The following is a 17,456-nucleotide window of genomic DNA, read 5'->3' as shown; positions in this document are numbered from 1 at the left end:
AACGCTACAACGATCCGCCGTCTCCGGCCCCGGCAGGGCCACTCCCGTAGTGCGGGACAATGGGAGGTCGCAGCGGCCGGTGACCCGTACGGCCGCGGCCCGCCCGCCCTCGCCAACGGAAGCCGAAGAAAGCCGAAGGTATCGCCGTCATGACTCTGCTCCAGATCGGTCCGCACGCGGTGCAGCCGCCCGTGGTCCTCGCGCCCATGGCCGGGATCACCAATGCCCCGTTCCGGACGCTGTGCCGGGAGTTCAGCGGCGGCAAGGGCCTGTTCGTCAGCGAGATGATCACGACGCGGGCGCTGGTCGAGCGCAATGAGAAGACCATGCAGCTGATCCACTTCGACGAGACCGAGAAGCCGCGCTCGATCCAGCTGTACGGCGTCGACCCGGACACCGTCGGCAAGGCCGTCCGGATGATCGCGGACGAGGACCTCGCCGACCACATCGATCTGAACTTCGGCTGCCCGGTCCCGAAGGTGACCCGCAAGGGCGGTGGCTCGGCGCTCCCGTACAAGCGGAATCTGCTGCGCTCGATCCTGCGGGAAGCGGTCGCGAACGCGGGCGCGCTGCCGGTGACGATGAAGATGCGCAAGGGCATCGACGACGACCACATCACCTACCTCGACGCGGGGCGGACCGCGGCCGAGGAGGGCATCACGGCGATCGCGCTGCACGGGCGCACCGCGGCCCAGCACTACGGCGGCACCGCCGACTGGGACGCCATCGCCCGCCTCAAGGAGCACGTCCCGGAGATCCCGGTGCTCGGCAACGGCGACATCTGGTCGGCCGAGGACGCCCGCCGGATGATGCGGGAGACCGGCTGCGACGGCGTGGTCGTGGGGCGCGGCTGCCTGGGGCGGCCGTGGCTGTTCGGGGACCTGGTCGCCGCCTTCGAAGGCACCGGCACGTACGCCCAGCCGACGCTCAAGGAGGTCGCCGCCGTCATGGTGCGGCATGCCACCCTCCTCGGTGAGTGGATCGGCGACGAGGCGCGCGGTGTGATCGACTTCCGTAAGCATGTCGCCTGGTACACCAAGGGCTTCTCGATCGGCTCCGAGATGCGCCGCGGCCTCGCGGTGACCTCCTCCCTCGACGAGCTGGACGCGCTGCTGTCGGAGCTGGACCTGGACCAGCCGTGGCCGGCGGGCGCGGACGGCCCGCGCGGCCGTACGTCGGGCCGCAACCGCGTCGTGCTGCCGGACGGCTGGCTGGACGACCCGTACGACTGCGCGGGCGTGGACGCGGGCGCGGAGCTGGACACCTCGGGCGGCTGAGCCCGCCGGGCGCCGGCTCTGCTCCGGCTGCTCCGGTGCGTGGCTCCCCGCACGGGCCCCTTTGGCCAGGAGGCCGCCGTCCGGCATATACGGCACCCGTGTACCCGTGGGGCGTGTCGGCGCGCGAACCAGGCCCGGCGGGATCGGACCGAGCTATCGTTTGATCCCGTACGGGCGGTTTGCGGCAGCTCGTACGGCCGCCCACGAGGTCCGGCAGACGGCAGACGGCAGACGGCAGACGGTGGGCGGGACCGACGGACCGGCCGAGGGAGTCGCTGTGGTGAACGGGCACCGTTCCACCGGGGACGCGGAGAAGGACGTACAGGCCAAGCTCGGTGACACCCCCGTGCGCCACGAGCGGATGGCCGCGGTCGCGCACCTCTACCGCGCCGCGGCGGCCGTACGACAGCACTTCGAGAACTCCGTACTGCGCGGTGTCGAGCTGACCTGGACCTCCTTCGTCGTGCTGTGGGTGGTGTGGATCGGCGGCGAGCGGGAGACCCGCCGGGTCGCCGAGGACGCCGGGATCTCCAAGGGCACGCTCACCGGTGTCGCCCGCACCCTCCAGAGCCGCGGTCTCCTGGAGCGCAAGGACCATCCGACCGACGGACGCCTTGCCCTGCTCGCGCTGACGCCCGAGGGCGAGCGGCTGATGGCCCGGGTCTTCCCGGAGTTCCATGCCGAAGAAGTCTTCGTCACCGAGGGGCTGAGCGACGACGAGGCGCTGGACCTGGCGGAGCTGCTGGGCCGGATCGTGGCGCAGGTCGAGACCCGGGGCGAGGAGCGGCGGCTGGAGCTGCTGGACGGCCAGGACCCGCACCCGCGGCGGAGCGGACGCCGGGCGAAGCGGTAGGGGAGCGGGCCGGGGGCGTGGCTGCCGGGCGCACCGCCCCGGGCCGCGTCCACGGCCTTGGCTCCGCATCAAGCCCTTGCGGTGGTCAGCTCCCCGGGCCGCCCGCACCGGCGGCCACCAGCCCGGCGGCCCCGGACTCCCGGTAGCGGCCCAGGAGTTCACCGAGTACCCGGACGGCGTCCCCGTCGGCCGGCGTATAAATCCACATCTTGGCGTCCGGGACGGCAGTCGTCGTGAATCCGGTCGCCGTAATCGTTACCTCGCGGCCGTCGACCGTCCGGAATCGCTTGCGGTGGGTGACCGGTGCGGTGACTTCGTGCCGGTCCCACATGTCCACGAAAAGCGGGCTCGCCTCGGAGAGTTTCCGGATATACGCGCGCCAGTGCGGGTCATGGAGCCGGCGCCCGAATTCGGCGCGCAACTGGCCGACCATGAAGGAGACTTCGCGTTTCCAGTCGACGAGCGGCTGGCTTTTCTCGTCCGCGGTGAAAAGGCGCCACAGTACATTACGGTCGGCCGGCGGCAGCAGCACCATACGGGGATCGAGCGCCGCATAGGCGTCATTGAATGCCAGCACGTCATAACCGGCGGACACCAGGCCTGTCGGCAGGGGATTCAGGGAATCCAGAATGGTCTGCGCCTCGGGCGGCAGCGGCTGCCGCGCCGGGGTGCAGGCCGCGGCCCCGGGGACCCCGGCGAGACGGTGCAGATGCTCGCGTTCGGCCGGGCCGAGCAGCAGCGCGCGGGCGATCGCATCGAGCACCTGCACACTCGGGTTGATGGCCCGGCCCTGTTCGAGCCAGGTGTACCAGGCGATTCCGACACCGGCGCGCTGGGCGACCTCCTCGCGGCGCAGTCCCGGGGTGCGCCGCCGCGGGCCGCCGGGCAGCCCGACGTCCGCCGGGGTGATGCGCTCCCGGCGAAGCCGCAGAAACGTGGCGAGTTCACCGCGCCGGGCGGCCGCGGCGGCTGGGGAACGGGTGCTGGTGCTGGACACCGCACCATCATGCGGGACGCCGTGACCCCGTGCCAGATACCGCCGGTACCAGGATCACTGGATATCTGGTACCCGAATACCCCGGCCGTGATCATCGCTGCCATGAGTGAGATGACCCAGGACCGCCGCCCCGGATCCGGCCGGATATCCGCCGCCGAATCCGTGGACGACGGCACGGCGCACAGGAAGCACGTTGCCCCGAACGGAAAACGACCGCGGCACACCGGAATTCTTCTCGTCATTCTCGGCGCGGTCTTCATGGCGCTGCTGGATGCCACCGTGGTGAATGTCGCCACCCCGACCATGCGGACCGATCTCGACACCACCGGTTCCGCACTCCAGTTGATCGTCTCCGGCTATACGATTTCCTATGCGGCGCTGCTGATCACCGGCGCCCGGCTCGGTGCCCGGCACGGCTTCCGGACCGTCTTCCTGGCCGGTCTCGCCACCTTTACCCTCGCCTCGTTCGGCTGTGGTCTGGCGCCGGGGGCGGGGGCGCTGATCGCCGCCCGGGTGGTGCAGGGCATCGGGGCGGGGCTGATGGTCCCGCAGATCTACAGCCTGATCCAGCTGACCTTCGAAGGCCCCGCCAGGGCACGGGCGTTGAGCCTGTACGCGGCGGTGATCGCGGTCGCCGTGGTGGTCGGCCAGGTCGCCGGCGGACTGCTGGTCAGCGCGGATCTGTTCGGCACCGGCTGGCGCCCGGTCTTTCTGATCAATGTGCCGGTCGGGCTGGCGCTGCTGGCCGCCGCGGTACGGCTGCTGCCCGCCGGGGCGCCCCCGTCGGCCAAGGGCCTGGACCTGCCCGGCCTGGTCACCCTGACAGCCACGCTGCTGCTGCTCGTCGTCCCGCTGGTCCTGGGCCATGAGCAGCACTGGCCGCTGTGGACGGCGCTCTGTCTGAGCGCGGTGGTCCCGATGGCCGTGGTGTTCGTGCTGGTCGAGCGGGGGGTCGCACGGCGCGGCGGGGCTCCGCTGGTGCCCGGTCGGGTGCTGCGCTCGAAGGACCTGGTGTGCGGTGCGGCCGCGCTGTTCTTCGGCATGGCCGGTTACGCCGGCTTCCTCTTCTCTTTTTCCCAGCATCTTCAGTCGGGGCTCGGCGAGTCCGCGACCCGCGCCGGTCTGGCCTTCGCCCCGCTGGCCCTCGGCGTCGCCACCGGCAGCCTCACCTGGCAGAAGCTGCCCGCCCGCTGCCATCTGCCGATGATCGCCGCCGCCTGCGCCCTGACCGCGGCCGGCTACCTCGGCATCGGGTGGACCCTGCGCACCGGCGGCCACGGCGGTCCCGTCCTCCCGGCGCTCCAGCTCCTCTGGGGCCTTGGTCTCGGGTACACCACCAGCCCGCTGCTGACCCTCGCGCTGTCCCGGATCGCCCCCGCGGATGCCTCGGACGCCAGCGGGGTGCTCACCACCGTCCCGCAGCTCGCGCAGGTGGTCGGGGTCGCGGCGTACGGCAGCGTCTTCCTGGCCCTCGCGGACCGTCCCGGTACCGCCGGCGCCGCCGGTGCCCCGTCGGCCGTCGCCTCGGCGCAGGCTCTGTACGCGACCGCGCTGCCGGTGGCGGCCGGCGCCCTGCTGGGGGCGCTGGCGCTGCTCCCGCTGCTGCGCAACCGGCGCTGAGCGTGGCGCGGCGCCCCGCCGGCCCCCGGGACGTACGGCAGAGCCATCGCGCCGGGCGGCCTCCCGGGCGATACTGAAGTTTGAGCCCAAACGGAGTGTCTGTACCGGGGTCCCGGCGGCCCCGCCAACGGGAGGGGGTGACCGGTGTGCGTGCCTTGGTCATCGTTCACGACCATCTGTCCACCGCGGGTCACGTGGGCGAGCGGCTGGCCGAACGGGGCTATGAGCTCGACGAACTGCTCGTCGTGCCGGCCGAGCGGTATACAACTCCGGACGTCGACGTGGCGTTCCCGGCGGCCGAGGACTATGGCCTGATCCTGACGCTGGGTGCTCCGTGGTCGGTGGCGCGGAGGAACGCCTGGATCGAGGCGGAACTGGCCCTGCTGCGCTCGGCGCACCGGGCCGGGGTCCCGGTGCTCGGCATCTGCTTCGGCGGCCAGGCGCTGGCCACCGCGCTCGGCGGGGGCGTCGAGGCCGCCCCGCGCTTCGAACTGGGCTGGAGCCGCCTGACGACCGACGCACCGGAGCTGGTCGGGCCGGGCCCCTGGCTCCAGTTCCACGGGGAGCGCTGGCTGCTGCCGCCGGGCGCCCGGGAGCTGGCGCGCAACGACGTCGCCTCGCAGGCCTTCGTCTGCGGCCGCTCCTGGGGCGTGCAGTTCCATCCGGAGGTGACGCCGGAGGTGCTCCAGGCGTGGTTCGACGATGACGGGGCGGCGATCGCGGCCGAGGCGGGTGTCGACCCGGAGCGGCTGGTGGCCGAATTGCGGGCAGATCTCCCTGCCGTCCGCGCGCGAGCCCGCGCATTGGTGGACGCTTTCCTTGATCACATAGCCGCGAGCGGGTCCAAATGATGGAACCCGGTCACACATGAGCGCGTGATTCTCGCCACCCCTGATAGGGGTGGCGCTCAGATGAGCAGTAGAAGCGGGGCTCCACCTCTCCAATGGTGGCACCGGGTGCCATGCTTCATGTGTTCGACTCATTAACCCATTCGTTGCAGTGCGTAGCACAGATCCGCGTTTCTGCTACGTAGCGCAGTGATGCATTCAGGTAATGAAGTCTGACCCAAAGGCGTGATCACTTTCGATCTAGTGGCGGACGACTGGTTACGCAGGTATGTCGACCAAGTGGACGTACCCATACGCCTTCGATCTGGGTATGTTCCTCGCCGTCAGGGCAGCCCGTCGGCGAGGAGACAGTGCCGTGCCGGAAACACAAGATCCCCACGTAACCCAGCGTTCGTCCGTGAAGTTCGTCTATGACTTCACCGAGGGCAACAAGGACCTCAAGGACCTGCTCGGCGGCAAGGGTGCGAACCTCGCTGAGATGACCAACCTGGGACTTCCGGTCCCTCCCGGCTTCGTGATCACCACTGAAGCCTGCAAGGTCTACCTCGACAGCGGCACCGAGCCCGCGGCACTCCGTGCCGAGGTCTCCGAGCACCTCGACGCCCTTGAGCAGAAGATGGGCAAGAAGCTCGGCCAGGCCGATGACCCGCTGCTCGTATCGGTGCGTTCCGGTGCGAAGTTCTCCATGCCCGGCATGATGGACACCGTCCTCAACATCGGCCTCTCCGATGCGTCGGTTTCCGGCCTCGCCGCGCAGGCCGGCGACGAGCGCTTCGCGTGGGACTCCTACCGCCGCCTCATCCAGATGTTCGGCAAGACCGTGCTGGGCGTCGACGGCGAGCTCTTCGAGGAGGCGCTGGAGGAGGCCAAGCAGGCCAAGGGCATCCGCGTCGACATCGACCTGGACGCCGCCGACCTCCAGAGCCTGGTCGCGCACTTCAAGGACATCGTCGCCAAGGAGACCGGCCGCGACTTCCCGCAGGAGCCCCGCGAGCAGATGGACCTCGCGGTGCGCGCGGTCTTCGACTCGTGGAACACCGACCGCGCCAAGCTCTACCGCCGCCAGGAGCGCATCCCCGGCGACCTCGGCACCGCGGTCAACGTCTGCTCCATGGTCTTCGGCAACCTCGGCCCCGACTCCGGCACCGGTGTCGCCTTCACCCGCGACCCCGCCAGCGGCCACCAGGGCGTCTACGGCGACTACCTCCAGAACGCCCAGGGCGAGGACGTCGTCGCCGGTATCCGCAACACGGTCCCGCTCGCGGACCTGGAGCAGATCGACAAGGCGTCGTACGACCAGCTGATGCAGATCATGGAGACGCTCGAAACGCACTACAAGGACCTGTGCGACATCGAGTTCACCATTGAGCGCGGCAAGCTGTGGATGCTCCAGACCCGGGTCGGCAAGCGCACCGCCGGTGCCGCCTTCCGGATCGCCACCCAGCTCGTCGACCAGGGCCTGATCGACGAGGCCGAGGCCCTCCAGCGGGTCAACGGCGCGCAGCTGGCGCAGCTGATGTTCCCCCGCTTCGACCTCGGCGCGCGGTCCGAGATGATCGGCCGCGGTATCGCCGCCTCCCCGGGCGCGGCGGTCGGCAAGGCCGTCTTCGACTCGTACACCGCCGTCAAGTGGTCGCGTTCCGGCGAGAAGGTCATCCTGATCCGCCGGGAGACCAACCCCGACGACCTCAACGGCATGATCGCCGCCGAGGGCATCCTCACCTCCCGCGGCGGCAAGACCTCGCACGCCGCCGTCGTCGCCCGCGGTATGGGCAAGACCTGTGTCTGCGGCGCCGAGGAGCTGGAGGTCGACACCAAGTCCCGCCGGATGACGACCCAGGACGGGTTCGTCATCGAGGAGGGCGACGTCGTCTCCATCGACGGCTCCACCGGCAAGGTCTACGCCGGTCAGGTGCCGGTCGTGCCGTCCCCGGTCGTGGAGTACTTCGAGGGCCGGATGCACGCCGGTGCCGAGGACGCCGACGAGCTGGTCAAGGCCGTCCACCGGATCATGGCGTACGCGGACCGGGTGCGCCGGCTGCGCGTACGGGCCAACGCCGACAACGCCGAGGACGCCGCCCGCGCCCGCCGGTTCGGCGCCCAGGGCATCGGCCTGTGCCGCACCGAGCACATGTTCCTCGGTGAGCGCCGCGAGATGGTCGAGCGCCTCATCCTGGCCGACACCGAGACCGACCGGGACGCCGCGCTCAGCCAGCTGCTGCCGCTCCAGAAGGCCGACTTCATCGAGCTGTTCGAGTCGATGGACGGGCTGCCGGTGACCGTCCGGCTGCTGGACCCGCCGCTGCACGAGTTCCTGCCCGACATCACCGAGCTGTCGGTGCGGGTCGCGCTCGCCGAGGCCCGCCAGGACGCCAACGAGAACGATCTGCGGCTCCTCCAGGCCGTGCACAAGCTGCACGAGCAGAACCCGATGCTGGGTCTGCGCGGCGTACGCCTGGGCCTGGTCATCCCCGGTCTGTTCGCGATGCAGGTGCGCGCGATCGCCGAGGCGGCCGCCGAGCGCAAGAACGCCAAGGGCGACCCGCGTGCGGAGATCATGATTCCGCTGGTCGGCACCGTCCAGGAGCTGGAGATCGTCCGCGAGGAGGCCGAGCAGGTCATCGCCGAGGTCGAGAAGACCTACGGGGTCGACCTCAAGCTCACCCTCGGCACGATGATCGAGCTGCCCCGCGCCGCCCTCACGGCCGGTCAGATCGCGGAGTCCGCGGACTTCTTCTCCTTCGGTACGAACGACCTGACGCAGACGGTCTGGGGCTTCAGCCGCGACGACGTCGAGGCCAGCTTCTTCACCGCCTACCTGGAGAAGGGCATCTTCGGCGTCAGCCCGTTCGAGACCATCGACAAGGACGGCGTGGGCTCCCTGGTCCGCAACGCCGCCGCGGCCGGCCGCGCCACCCGACCCGACCTCAAGCTCGGGGTCTGCGGCGAGCACGGCGGTGACCCGGAGTCCGTCCACTTCTTCCACGAGGCCGGACTGGACTACGTCTCCTGCTCCCCGTTCCGCATCCCGGTCGCACGACTGGAGGCGGGCCGGGCGGCCGCCGAGTCCAAGGGCAGCGACAGCCGCTGACCCCACCGGGGCACCGCGGGCGCCCGGCGCGTCCGCGGCCCCCGGACAGCCCACCGGGGCCGGTGCCACGGCACCTCACCCTCACCGGCCTGACACCGGCTCCGGCACCCCGACGAGGGCGGCACCTGTGCGGAGGTGCCGCCCTTCGTCACATCCAGACGTTGTGGCCGCCGCCCCGCCATTCGATCAGGTCGTGGTCGTCGAGCGACACCACGTCGGTGTCCAGACCGGCCCGGCGCAGAAACTCCAGAAGATCGACGCTGCTGTACGCGAGGCCGAGGATCTCGCCCTCGATCGTGACGCGCCGGCCACCGGTGGGCGACGGCGGATGCACGATGACGGGCGGGTGCTCGGCCATGCCTCCAGCCTGCCCCCGTGTCCCCGAGGGTGCATCCGGTGGAGAGGGGCCGGACGACGGCCCGCGTGCTCCTGTCCGGTCCGACGAGGGCGGCACCTGTGCGGAGGTGCCGCCCTCGTTTTCTCCGGACTCCCCCCTCGGGAGCTGCCGCCACCCCGGTCGGCGCGGGAAGGCGGCCTTCAACGGGGCTGGCGAGCGGCCGGTGGTGTGCCCATCACCCCCCACGGGATCGAGCAACCCGGTCCGTTCGCACCGCCGTTGAATTGAGTACAGCATTCCTTCCGGCCCCCTGGTGGCGCGACCACTTTCAAGTCTGGCCAAAAGGGCATGGTGACCGCGCGTGTTGGCGTGCATACTCAGGCGTGCCGGGGGCCGACTGAGGAAACCAGGGGTGGGGGTTCGGTGTTACGCGTCCATTTCAGTGGACTCGATCTGGCCCGTGTGCGCATTGCGGCACGCCCGGACGCACTGTGGGAGACCGTCTTAAGCTTTCACCGGCTACGTGACAGACGGGACGATTCGGCGTTCGGCAAATGGCGATCGGAAACACGGGGAAGGTTGAATGGCGAAGCGCGGCTGCTGGCGCCGCTGGTGCCCACGCGCGGCTATTTTCCCGATTTCCTGACGCCCGCCGAAGGGCTCCTCGGGATGACCGACGCGCTCGCCGCCCTGCGGGAGACGCCCGCCTGCCGGCTGGGCGCCGAGCTGGCCCGGCTCTCCACTGCCGCCCGCCCGTTCCCGTCGTGGATACGGGCGATGGCCGACGGCGACACCCGTGCCCTCGGCCGGCTCGCCGGAATACTCCTGCGCTATTACGAGGCGGCCGTCGCCCCGTACTGGCCGCGCGTCCAGGGCCGTATAGAGGCCGACCGGGCGGCCCGCGGCCGGGCGCTGCTCGACGGCGGCGCGGACCGGCTGCTCGCCTCGCTCCCGCCGATGATGCGCTGGCGCCCGCCGGTCCTGGAGGCCGACTATCCGGTGGACCGCGATCTCCACCTCAACGGCCGGGGGCTGTTGCTGCTGCCGTCGTACTTCTGCCGCCGCACCCCCGTCACCTTCCACAACCCGGACCTGACGCCCGTCCTGGTCTACCCCGTGGAGCACCCCGCGCCCCGGCTCACGCCCCAGGTCCCGCCGGAGCGCTCCCTGGGCCGGCTGGTCGGCCAGACCCGCTCCGCGATACTCCAGCGGATCGGCGTCGGCTGCACCACCAGCGAACTCGCCCGCCGCGCCGATGTCTCGCTGGCCTCCGCCAGCCAGCACGCGACCGTGCTCCGCGATGCCGGTCTGCTGCTCACCCTGCGGCAGGGCAACGCCGTGCTGCACACCCTCACCCCGCTGGGCGCGGCCCTGCTGCAAGGCGCACGCCCGGCGGAGGAGGCGGCGTACGAGCGACTCCGGTGAGGAGCGCCGGGGACGGGTGCGGGGGCGCCGAGGGCGTCGTGCCGGGGCGGGAACTACGGACTTACGTCGGCGGTGGCGTCCCCGCGGTCAGTAGGGGCGGTCGCCCGCGATGGCGACCCGTTCGGCGACCCGGCGGTGCGTCCCGTAGTCGTTCACCGCGTAGTGCTGGGTGGCGCGGTTGTCCCAGAACGCGAGATCCCCCGGCTGCCAGCGCCAGCGCACCTGGTACTCCGGCACCTGCGCCTGCTGGAACAACAGCCGCAGCAACCGGTCGCTCGCCGCCCGGCCGAGACCCACTATGCGGGTGGTGAAGGACGCGTTGACGAACAGCATCCGCCGCCCTGTTTCGGGGTGCCGGCGCACCACCGGATGTGTGACCGGAGGGAACTCCTCCTGAAATGGCGCCAGTTGAGCGGGGGAGTAGAAGCGCGCGAAGCCCGGAAGATAGTCGTGCACCGCCCGCGCCTCATTGATCCGTGCCCGGATTTCCGGTGGCAAATTGTCGTATGCCGCGGCCATATCGGCCCACATGGTGTCCCCGCCCGCGGGCGGCACCGCCCGCAGCTGCAACACCGCGCCCATCGCCGGGCGTTCCCGGAACGTCACATCCGTGTGCCATACATTTTCGAACGTCGGGACCCCGCCGGCCGCCTTGTCGAAGCGCACCACGTCCTTCGAATCGCCCGGCGCCAGCAGCGGATTGGTCTCCAGCTCGCCCCAATTCCGGGCGAATTCCCGCTGCGCCGGGGAGCTGAGCCGCTGCCCGCGGAAGAACAGCACCTTCCACTCCAGCAGCGCCCGGTTCAGCTCCGTACGCAGCTCCGCGGACAGTGGCCGGGACAGGTCCAGCCCACGGATTTCGGCCCCGATGGTGGCCGCCTGCGGCAGGACCTCGAAGCGCTCGTAGGGCCGGTCGTCCCAGCCGTCGGGGGTCCGGCGCAGGAGGCGGGGCCCTTCGTACAGCCCGTCGGCGGGGATGCGGTGGGGGCGCAGGGCGGGAGTGGCGGAAGTGGTGCCCGGAGCGGGGGCGGCGGAGTCGGTGAGAGCCGTCAACTGATCCTCCTGGAAGGGAAGAGGGGAGGCAGGGCAGGGCGTGGTGGGGCGCGGGAGAGTCACTGGGGCGCCGACGGGCCCGGACCGCGGATGACCGGCGGCCGGACCTCAGCTCACGGAGCCGTCAGGACGTACAGGAACAGCCGGCCGGGGGAGAGCCCACCCGGCCGCGGCGGCGCAGAAAGCTCAGGCCGCGGGGCGCGCACTCGCCGTGGGGGCCGCGGTCGCGCGGCTCCGCCTCACGGACGTCCAGGTGCGTGCTCATGCCACGCACCGTACCCCCTCAGTCAGGCGTCCTCAATGCGTCAGTCATCGATCCCACTGCGCTCCACCCCCGCGACGATGTACCGCTGGAGCACCAGGAACACCACCACCAGCGGGGCGATCGAGACCGCCGCGGCCACGAACAGCTCATGCAGATTGAGGTTCTGCGCGGTGGTGAACGTCGACAGCGCCACCTGCACCGTCCAGGCCTCCTGGTCCTGCCCGATCACCAGCGGCCACAGGAACGCGTTCCAGGCGCCGATGAAGACGATCGTGCCGACGGCGGCGAAGACCGGACGGGCGTTGGGCACCACGATGCGCCAGTACGTCCGCCAGTAGCCGAGCCCGTCGACCCGCGCCGCGTCCTCCAGCTCCCGTGGGAAGCCCAGGAAGTACTGCCGGAAGATGAAGCAGGCGAACGCGCTGAACAGCGTCGGAATGACCAGCCCGCGCAGCGTGGAGATCCACCCGAGCGACGACACCAGCACAAAGCTCGGCACGAACGTCACGGCCGCCGGGACCATCAGCGTCCCCAGGATCGCGTAGAAGACGATATTGGCGTGCCGGTAGGGGATCCGGGCCAGGCCGTACCCGGCGAGCGAGGCCAGCAGCACCGTACCGGCGGTCGTCGACACCGCGATCAGCGTGGAGTTGAGCAGCGCCCGCCCCAGCGGCAGGTTCGGGTCCTGGAAGACCTCGGTCAGATTCGACCACTGAAACACCCGCGGGAAGAACGTCCAGTCGGGTGCGGTGATGTCCTGTTCGGTCGCCAGCCCGTTCCGCACCAGCAGATAGAACGGCACCAGGAACAGCAGCGCCAGGGCCACCACCAGCACCACCCGCAGCGCCCGCCCGGCCCTCGTCAGCGCGTCGTCCATCCCGCTCACTCTCACTTCTCCATCCCCGTTCACTCCTCCTTGCGGCCGAGGCCGAACCAGCGGGCCTGGACCACCGTCGCCACCGCGATGATCAGCGCCAGGATCACCGCGCCCGCGCTGCCCAGCCCGAGGTTCTGATCCCGGCCCAGCGCCGTGTAGTAGAGGTAGACCAACGGCGGCCGGGCGTACGGCGGATAGCCGCGCGCATCGCTCAGCAGGTTGTAGAACTCGTCGAACGCCTGGAACGCATTGATCACCAGCAGCAGCACCACCGCCACCGACGTGGCCCGCAACTGCGGAAAGGTGAGGTGCCGGAAGGTCTGCCAGCCGGGCCGCGCCCCGTCCACCGCCGCCGCCTCGTACAGCTGCGGCGGGATCCGCTGCAGCCCGGCCAGGAACAGGATCATGTAGAACCCGGCCTGCAACCACAGCCGTACGGTCACGATGACCAGCCAGTACCAGGGCGGATCGGTCGTCGACAGCCAGGCGGTCTGGTCCGCCCCGAACCACCCCAGCACGGTGTTGGCCAGCCCGAACCGCACCCCGTTGAAGATCGACAGCTTCCAGATCACCGCCGCGACGACATACGAGCAGGCCGTCGGCAGAAAGAACACCGACCGGAAGAACGCCTGGGCGAACCGCAGCCGGTTCACCATCAGCGCCAGTGCCAGCGACAGCACATACGTCGCCGGCACGATGAACGCCGTGAACAGCAGAAACGTCCCCAGACTGCCGAGGAAGGACGCATCGCCCAGCATCGCGCCGTAGTTGCCCAGCCCGACGAAGTCCGCGCCGGACGGGCTCACCGTGTTGTGCGCGTCGAAGAAGCTCAGATAGACGCTCCACGCCAACGGCACGTACGTGAACAGCCCCAGCCCGACGGCGAACGGCCCGACGAAGGCCCAGAACCACAGATTCCGCCGCTGCGGCCCGAGCAGCCGGACCCCGAGCGAAGGCCGCCCGGCAACCGGCGCGACCGCCGTCCGGCGCACCGGCTCGTCCGTGACCCCGACCGCCCCTCCGCTCCCTCTACTCCCTCCGCTCCCTCTACTCCCTCCGCTCCCTCTACTCCCTCCGCTCCCTCCCGCGGTCACTTCTTCCTGACCCGCTGAAGCTCGGCGTTGACCTTGCGCACCACGGTCCTCAGCTCACTCTCCGGGTTGGCGCCGTCCTTGATGATCCGGCTCAGCGCGTCCTGATAGGCGGTACGGTCCGCGGTCGTCCACAACAGCGGCTCCGCATAGCCGTACTCGGTGGCCAGGCGCACCGCCTCCGCCGCCGGCCCCTGCTGCAACTGCCGGGCCTTCTTCGCCAACGAGATCCGGGCCGGAATATGGAACCCGTACGACAGCGCGAAATCCTGCTGGAAATCGGTGCGTTCCACCCACAGCCACTTCGCGAAGGCCGTCGCCTCCGCCTTGCGCCTGCTCCGCGCACTGACCGCCGAGCCATAGGCACCCACCTGAACGGACGGCTTCCCGCCGCTGCCGTCCGCCGGGAACGGCAGCACCCCGAAGTCGTCCCCCAGCGCCTTCTTGATCTGCGGCAGCGCCCACAGCCCCGACCACTGCATCGCGGTCAGCCCCTGGATGAACGCGGCCGGATCGGACCAGTCCGTGGGCGCCCCCAGCAGCAACGACTTGTCCGCGTACAGCTGCCGGATCTTGCCCAGCGTCCGCGCCGCGGCCGGATCGTCGAACCCGGCCCTGCCGTCCGCACCGATCAGACTCAGCCCGGCGGCGAACAACGGCGTCCCGCCGAGCACCCCCACCCCGCCGTCATTCCCCAGGAACAGCCCCTTGGCCTTCTTGTTGCTGAGCTTCTTCGCCCCGTCCACCAGCTCATCGAGCGTCCGCGGCGGCCGGACCCCGGCCTCCCTCAGCAGGCTCTTGCGGTAATAGAGCAGCTGCATGTCCACGACCTGCGGGATGCCCCAGACCTTGTCCTGCCAGATCTTCGGCGCCAGCGCGGCCTGATGGAAGTCATCCTTGACCGGCTCGACGACCTCGGTCAGATCGACCACCTGCCCGCCCTGAATCTGCTCCAGCAGCGGCCCGTTGACCTCGAACACATCCGGCCCCGAGTCGGTCAGCAACGCCGCCGCCGTCTGCCGGTCGTAATCCCCCGGCCGCCACTGCACCGAGACGTTCGCCTTCCGGTACGCGGCGGCATACCGCTTCACGGCCCGCTCGGCCCCCGGCTCGCCGTATTGGTGGTACCACTGTCTGATCTCCGGCCCCGAACTGCCGCCGCCCCGCCCGGTGTTGGAACCGCACGCGGTCGTCAGGCCTGCGGCAAGGGCAGCCCCGGCACCGGCCGCTAACAGCCGCCGCCTGTTGATCTCCGTCATGGCACTTCGCCCCCTGCGCTCGTCACGTTTCGCACGACGCGTCGCCCCGTGCGGCTTGTCACGTCCCGGTTATGGTCGATCACCGACGGTGCGGTCGTCCATGGTGCCGTATGGGGGTGATGGGTGCATGCCGCCTGTGGAAAACAGGGCGGGATGGGGCGGTTTCCCGGTCCCCGACCGCCGCACGGCGCCTCCCGCCTACAGGGTCTCCGGCCGGTAGAACTTCCGATACAGCGCGATGGCGTCGGCCGTCGGCCGGTGGGGAACCCGACAGACCGCGCCGTCCCACTTGGAGACCACGACACAGGTGCCTCCGGGGCTCCTCATGGGCCGCCGTCGTCCATCCGGTGCCGTGACCGGCGGAAGCGGCGCCGGCTCCGCACAGACGAGATACCCGATATCGAACTCATGCACCCGCAGCGGCGCCGGCGACCCATCGGGCCACACGGGCACGTACTGCGTGCGAGCAATCTCCAGGGCTTCGTCGGCGTTGGCGGGTATCGGGCGGTTGTCGCCGCTCGACGACGGGCTGGGAGTCATGGATCCGGCCTCCCTGGGGTCGATTCTCTGGGGTCCCTGCGTCTGCGGCCGCATCCGCTCCTGCGCGATACGGGCCCCATCTTGGCCGAATTTCGTGCCACGGTCGGCTGTCCGAGCTTGCCCAGTCCTGTTCCCTCCTGCCCGAGCCTGCCCGCGCGGGACAATACGGAGATGAACTCGGACAGTGGCGACGACCGACGACAGGAATCGTGCGGGACACCAGGCGAACTGCGTGGCGCGGCGGTCGTGCTGCGGCCGACAACGGAAGCGGACTTCCCCACCCTCGACCGCATCGTCCGGGAGCCGGAAGTCGCGGCGTGGTGGTCGGTGCCCGACGACTACCGGGACATGCTCGCCATTCTCATCGACGACGAGGTCATCGGGGCGATCCAGTTCTCCGAGGAGACGGACCCTGAATTCCGGCACGCCGGCATCGACATCTTCCTCACCACGAACCGCCACGGCCAGGGCCTCGGCACGGACGCCGTCCGCACACTCGCCCATTGGCTGATCCAACGCGGCCACCACCGCCTGACCATCGACCCGGCCGCCGCCAACACCGCCGCCATCCGCAGCTACCGCAAGGTCGGCTTCAAATCGGTGGGAATCATGCGCGCTTACGGACGCGACTACCGCACGGGCGGGTGGGCGGACGGCTTGCTGATGGATCTGCTGGCGGATGAATTGACGTAAGGGGGCCGCGACCGGGAATGCCCTGAGCGAGACGGGACGGCGGACGCATCTGCTGCGCTCCCCTCCTGCCTTTCCGTACCGGCTGGGTTCGCCGACCGTGTGCTCAAGAGCTGGGGCGGCGGCGTGCGCGGTAGCGGGCGATCGCTGTATCCGGGGGGAAATTGGGCACGAAGGTCAGCGCGCCGTCAGTTTTGGAGATGACGAGGTGACTCCCACCGAAGGACCGCGGCTCGGTGGGCGGGAACGTGGCGTAGACGAGGTAGCCGATGTCGAATTCCTGCACGTGCAGAGAGGCGAGGCTGCCGTCGTGACAGCGCGGGCGGAAGTGGGCTCGGGCTCTGGTGAGCGCCTCGTCGACGGTCGTCGGGGCGGCGCTTCGGCCCTGCGGTGAATCGCTGGGCCCACTGGAATCGCTCTGCATCATGATGACGTGTCTGCTTACGCGCGAGACTGGCGCTGCTGCCGGTAGAGAGCAATGGCCGTCTCCGTGGGCAGGTTGGGCACGGTGACGGTTTCGCCGGTGTCCTTCGACACGATGATCGTTGCCCCGCCGGGCGGGGCTGGCTGGGGCTCGCCCGAGTCGTCGAGGCTGTCGGGGTACTCGGGGTACACGAGATAGCCGATGTCGAATTCCTCGACATGCATCGGAGCGGGAGAGCCGTCTGCCAGCTTGGGCTCGGCGTAGTGGCTACGAACGATGGCGAGGGCTTCCTCAGGGGTGGCCGGTGGGGTGGGGCTGCCCTCGGACATAGCCGCATTCTCCTGTCAGGGTGGTTTGTGGGCGAGAATCGCTCGCCCGTGCTTTGTCGCGCGATGTTCGGGTGGGTAGCTCGACTGTGGTGGGGGGAGGAGAGTTAGCCGGGCCGGGGTGGGCAGGTCAAGCAGTGTACGACTTGTCCACCGTGAGCTTCCCCTCCTTGTCCCATCGTTGGCGACGTACCCACCTTCCCTTCTCGTCGAAAACGTAGTGCTCGGCAAGTTGGCCATTCGGGTGCCATTTACGCCATTCCCCGACGGCCACTCCTCCTTCGGCTTGGCCTTCCCTCTTCTTTGATCCATCGGAATACCACTGGCTCTGCGGCCCGGACTGGATGCCCTCGGCGTAGTTTGCGAGGCCGATCACGCGGCCTTCGGTGTCCCGCGTGGTCATTTCTCCAGTGAAGAGCTCACCTTCATGGTAAACGCGCATGTGATCGTCCATGTAGGAGTCTTGTTCTTCGATATGCATGG

18 protein-coding genes are annotated in these 17,456 nt (G+C 70.0%); 7 read left to right on the top strand and 11 right to left on the bottom strand.

Features of this window, described 5'->3' with window-relative positions:
• Positions 1–149: 149 nt before the first annotated feature.
• Positions 150–1,277 (top strand): tRNA dihydrouridine synthase DusB, encoded by a 1,128-nt coding sequence (gene dusB / locus QT196_RS13160; protein WP_168479026.1) that lies wholly within the window; start codon positions 150–152, stop codon positions 1,275–1,277.
• Between the two features lie 280 nt (positions 1,278–1,557).
• On the top strand, positions 1,558–2,130 hold the full coding sequence (locus tag QT196_RS13155) for a MarR family winged helix-turn-helix transcriptional regulator (RefSeq protein WP_168479025.1): 573 nt from the start codon (positions 1,558–1,560) through the stop codon (positions 2,128–2,130).
• A gap of 85 nt (positions 2,131–2,215) precedes the next feature.
• Here QT196_RS13155 and QT196_RS13150 read toward each other — a convergent pair whose 3' ends face one another.
• Complete coding sequence (locus QT196_RS13150; RefSeq protein ID WP_266730876.1) at positions 2,216–3,127, bottom strand: helix-turn-helix transcriptional regulator; 912 nt, start codon at positions 3,125–3,127, stop codon at positions 2,216–2,218.
• 102 nt (positions 3,128–3,229) lie between these two features.
• Here QT196_RS13150 and QT196_RS13145 point away from each other — a divergent pair, with 102 nt between their 5' ends.
• From QT196_RS13145 to ppdK, 3 genes are all read left to right on the top strand, one after another.
• The gene (locus QT196_RS13145) at positions 3,230–4,747 is read left to right on the top strand and encodes an MFS transporter (RefSeq protein WP_290354950.1); all 1,518 of its coding nucleotides are present in this window, start codon (positions 3,230–3,232) and stop codon (positions 4,745–4,747) included.
• A 146-nt stretch (positions 4,748–4,893) separates the two neighbouring features.
• Positions 4,894–5,598, top strand: a complete 705-nt coding sequence (locus QT196_RS13140) for a gamma-glutamyl-gamma-aminobutyrate hydrolase family protein (RefSeq protein WP_290354949.1) — start codon at positions 4,894–4,896, stop codon at positions 5,596–5,598.
• A 394-nt stretch (positions 5,599–5,992) separates the two neighbouring features.
• Positions 5,993–8,686 (top strand): pyruvate, phosphate dikinase, encoded by a 2,694-nt coding sequence (ppdK, locus tag QT196_RS13135; protein ID WP_290354948.1) that lies wholly within the window; start codon positions 5,993–5,995, stop codon positions 8,684–8,686.
• Positions 8,687–8,834: 148 nt separating this feature from the next.
• Here the strand turns inward: ppdK and QT196_RS13130 are convergent, their stop codons facing one another.
• Positions 8,835–9,044: a hypothetical protein gene (locus tag QT196_RS13130; protein ID WP_018088149.1), complete on the bottom strand. Its 210-nt coding sequence runs from the start codon at positions 9,042–9,044 to the stop codon at positions 8,835–8,837.
• Positions 9,045–9,602: 558 nt separating this feature from the next.
• On the opposite strand from QT196_RS13130, the gene QT196_RS13125 reads away from it, so the two are divergent.
• Positions 9,603–10,448 (top strand): winged helix-turn-helix domain-containing protein, encoded by an 846-nt coding sequence (locus tag QT196_RS13125; protein ID WP_168479022.1) that lies wholly within the window; start codon positions 9,603–9,605, stop codon positions 10,446–10,448.
• 87 nt (positions 10,449–10,535) lie between these two features.
• On the opposite strand, the gene QT196_RS13120 is transcribed toward QT196_RS13125, so the two are convergent.
• From QT196_RS13120 to QT196_RS13095, 6 genes are all read right to left on the bottom strand, one after another.
• The gene (locus tag QT196_RS13120) at positions 10,536–11,501 is read right to left on the bottom strand and encodes a TauD/TfdA family dioxygenase (protein WP_168479021.1); all 966 of its coding nucleotides are present in this window, start codon (positions 11,499–11,501) and stop codon (positions 10,536–10,538) included.
• A gap of 124 nt (positions 11,502–11,625) precedes the next feature.
• Entirely contained in the window at positions 11,626–11,766 is a 141-nt protein-coding gene (locus tag QT196_RS13115; RefSeq protein ID WP_158092687.1) for a hypothetical protein, read from the bottom strand.
• Between the two features lie 40 nt (positions 11,767–11,806).
• Entirely contained in the window at positions 11,807–12,643 is an 837-nt protein-coding gene (locus QT196_RS13110; protein ID WP_168483716.1) for a carbohydrate ABC transporter permease, read from the bottom strand.
• 29 nt (positions 12,644–12,672) lie between these two features.
• A complete protein-coding gene (locus tag QT196_RS13105) occupies positions 12,673–13,635 on the bottom strand; it encodes a sugar ABC transporter permease (RefSeq protein WP_290354947.1) in 963 nt (320 codons plus the stop codon).
• Between the two features lie 98 nt (positions 13,636–13,733).
• Complete coding sequence (locus QT196_RS13100; RefSeq protein WP_211117343.1) at positions 13,734–14,993, bottom strand: sugar ABC transporter substrate-binding protein; 1,260 nt, start codon at positions 14,991–14,993, stop codon at positions 13,734–13,736.
• A gap of 198 nt (positions 14,994–15,191) precedes the next feature.
• Positions 15,192–15,533, bottom strand: coding sequence for a hypothetical protein (locus tag QT196_RS13095; protein WP_290354946.1), 342 nt, complete (start codon positions 15,531–15,533; stop codon positions 15,192–15,194).
• Positions 15,534–15,704: 171 nt separating this feature from the next.
• Here QT196_RS13095 and aac(6') point away from each other — a divergent pair, with 171 nt between their 5' ends.
• On the top strand, positions 15,705–16,226 hold the full coding sequence (aac(6'), locus tag QT196_RS13090) for an aminoglycoside 6'-N-acetyltransferase (RefSeq protein ID WP_266730867.1): 522 nt from the start codon (positions 15,705–15,707) through the stop codon (positions 16,224–16,226).
• A 103-nt stretch (positions 16,227–16,329) separates the two neighbouring features.
• Here aac(6') and QT196_RS13085 read toward each other — a convergent pair whose 3' ends face one another.
• The 3 genes from QT196_RS13085 to QT196_RS13075 form a co-directional block, all read right to left on the bottom strand.
• On the bottom strand, positions 16,330–16,650 hold the full coding sequence (locus QT196_RS13085; RefSeq protein ID WP_248001123.1) for a hypothetical protein: 321 nt from the start codon (positions 16,648–16,650) through the stop codon (positions 16,330–16,332).
• Positions 16,651–16,664: 14 nt separating this feature from the next.
• The gene (locus tag QT196_RS13080) at positions 16,665–16,976 is read right to left on the bottom strand and encodes a hypothetical protein (RefSeq protein ID WP_168479018.1); all 312 of its coding nucleotides are present in this window, start codon (positions 16,974–16,976) and stop codon (positions 16,665–16,667) included.
• Between the two features lie 127 nt (positions 16,977–17,103).
• Positions 17,104–17,454, bottom strand: a complete 351-nt coding sequence (locus tag QT196_RS13075; protein WP_168479017.1) for a hypothetical protein — start codon at positions 17,452–17,454, stop codon at positions 17,104–17,106.
• Positions 17,455–17,456: the final 2 nt, after the last annotated feature.

Source organism: Streptomyces sp. P9-2B-2 (genome assembly GCF_030406865.1).
In the GTDB taxonomy this organism is placed as follows: domain Bacteria; phylum Actinomycetota; class Actinomycetes; order Streptomycetales; family Streptomycetaceae; genus Streptomyces; species Streptomyces platensis.
The sequence above is the reverse complement of the archived record's forward strand: the minus strand, read 5'-3'. Positions and strand labels throughout refer to the sequence as shown.